2 protein-coding genes are annotated in these 1,949 nt (G+C 67.1%); both read left to right on the top strand.

Annotated features, from left to right (window positions below):
• The first annotated feature begins 256 nt into the window (after positions 1–256).
• Positions 257–1,189, top strand: coding sequence for a DUF2332 domain-containing protein (locus D7223_RS32350; RefSeq protein WP_120733493.1), 933 nt, complete (start codon positions 257–259; stop codon positions 1,187–1,189).
• Between the two features lie 546 nt (positions 1,190–1,735).
• Positions 1,736–1,949, top strand: a 214-nt coding sequence (locus tag D7223_RS32345) for a pilin (protein WP_238162337.1), incomplete at its 3' end; no start/stop codon positions are given.

Raw genomic sequence — 1,949 nt, 5'->3', positions numbered from 1 at the left:
TCCCCACTGAGGGGTTCCTGTCGGCGTACGGGTTCCGGTGCAGAGCCAGGTACGCCAAATGTGCAGAGGCCCGGGCCAGTGGCGCTGGGGGACCTTGCGGCGCCGGTCGCCCCGGTGGCGCACGTCCGTTGCTCACGATGAGTAACCGGTGAACGTGGGCCGTCGCCCGAATCGCGGCAAGTGAGTGCGGCCGCCTCCGGTGGCGAGTGTGACTATCGCTGTCTATCGCGCCGCAGCCGGATGAAACTATGACCCAGTGACGATTGCAGATCAATATGTTCAATTCGGTTCGCGCGAGGCTCGTGGCAACTCGTCGACTTACGAACGACTCTCGTCGGCCATCGCCGACGACGACGAGCTGCTCGGAAGGCTCGCCACCCTCCCGCCGACCAAGCAACAGCCCAACCTGCTCTTCGGGGTGATACGGCTGCTCGACGGCCCCCTTGAGCCGTACGCCGAGTTCCGGGCCTTCGTCCTCGATCGCTGGCCCGTCGTCGCCAGCGAGATCAAGACACGGGTTACCCAGACCAATGAGGTCGGGCGCTGCGCCGCCCTGGTGCCCGTCCTGTCGGCCCTGCCTCAGCCGCTGGCTCTGATCGACGTCGGCTGCTCGGCCGGCCTGTCGCTCTTCCCCGAAAAGTACGCGTACCGCTACGGGCCGACTACGATCGGTAAGTCTGCGGTCACGCTGGACTGCGCCGCGGTCGACATCGAACCTCCGAGGACGCTTCCCACCATCGTTAGCCGGGCCGGTGTCGACCTCAACCCCCTCGACATCACCGACCCGGACGCCGTCGCCTGGCTCGAAGCCCTCATCTGGCCCGAGCAGCAGCAACGCCGAGACCGCCTCCGCGCCGCGATCGCCATCGCCGCCGCTGATCCGCCACAGCTGATGCGCGGCGGTCTCGACGCCGTTCCCGACCTGGTCGCGAAGGCTGCCCAGGGCGCCACTCCGGTCGTCTACCACACCTCTGTGCTGTACCTGGTCGCACCGGCCGAGCGGGCCGCCTTCGTCGAAACGCTTCGCCGCCTGCCCGGTCACTGGATCTCGATCGAGGCGCCCGACGTCGTAGACCTCGGCGAACTGCCCGCCCCGCCCGACGACTCAGCTCTGAACGTGCTCGCCCTGGACGGCAAGCCGCTCGCCTGGGTCCGCGGGCACGGCCAGGCGATCTACGGGATCGCCTAAGGCTGGCGATGCTCCAAGGCGTTTGCATGGCTGCAGCACGCGCAGACTTGAGCCACGGCTCATCGCGAGCGCACTACTTTCGGCTACCGGACGCCGCCGGGTCGGCCAACATGACTGACTGTAGTTCATCGTTGCAGAGCAAGCTCGGCCACGAGCTGCAGCCGCACTCGCGGATGCCGATGGCTGCCGTGTACTCGCTCGAAGCCGTACGCCGACAGTTCCGCCCTCTTGTGGCTTCACCTGTGCAGCGCCTCAAGGACGCAGACCCGAGTACAGATGGTCGTCAGGCAGCTAGGCATCCGGTCGTGTCAGGGCGTGACAGGAAGACGGCGGGTTCGATCGGCCTGACAAGCGAGATCTGGGCGGTGCATGTCATCCACGACATGCCCGCCCGGTGGGGACCTCCTCGGGCGAGGCCAACGGTTCGGCATGGCTGGCGTGGCGTACTGACACCGCAAACCTTCGCTATCCGCGAGGAGGAGCGCCCCCGACCGAACCGGACGAGGCTTCGTCCTGGTCCCCACCGCGGCGGCCCCACATGTCTTCGTGGAGCGCGCGATGCACCCAACTCTCTCCGTCCTGTCGGATCTTGCCGCTGCCGTACCACCGCCGGTGGCGGCCCCGAAGAGCATCAACGAGGTCATTTCTAGTATCACCGGCTGGATCATGGGCATCATCGCGCTCGTCGCAACGATGTTCCTGGTCATCGGCGGTCTGCGCTACATGGCCGCCGGCGGTGATCCGGCCCAGGTCGAGCAGG

This window comes from Micromonospora endolithica, assembly GCF_003626595.1.
GTDB classification, from domain to species: domain Bacteria; phylum Actinomycetota; class Actinomycetes; order Mycobacteriales; family Micromonosporaceae; genus Micromonospora; species Micromonospora endolithica.
Note: the sequence above shows the minus strand (reverse complement) of the source record. Positions and strands in the feature narration are given on the sequence as shown.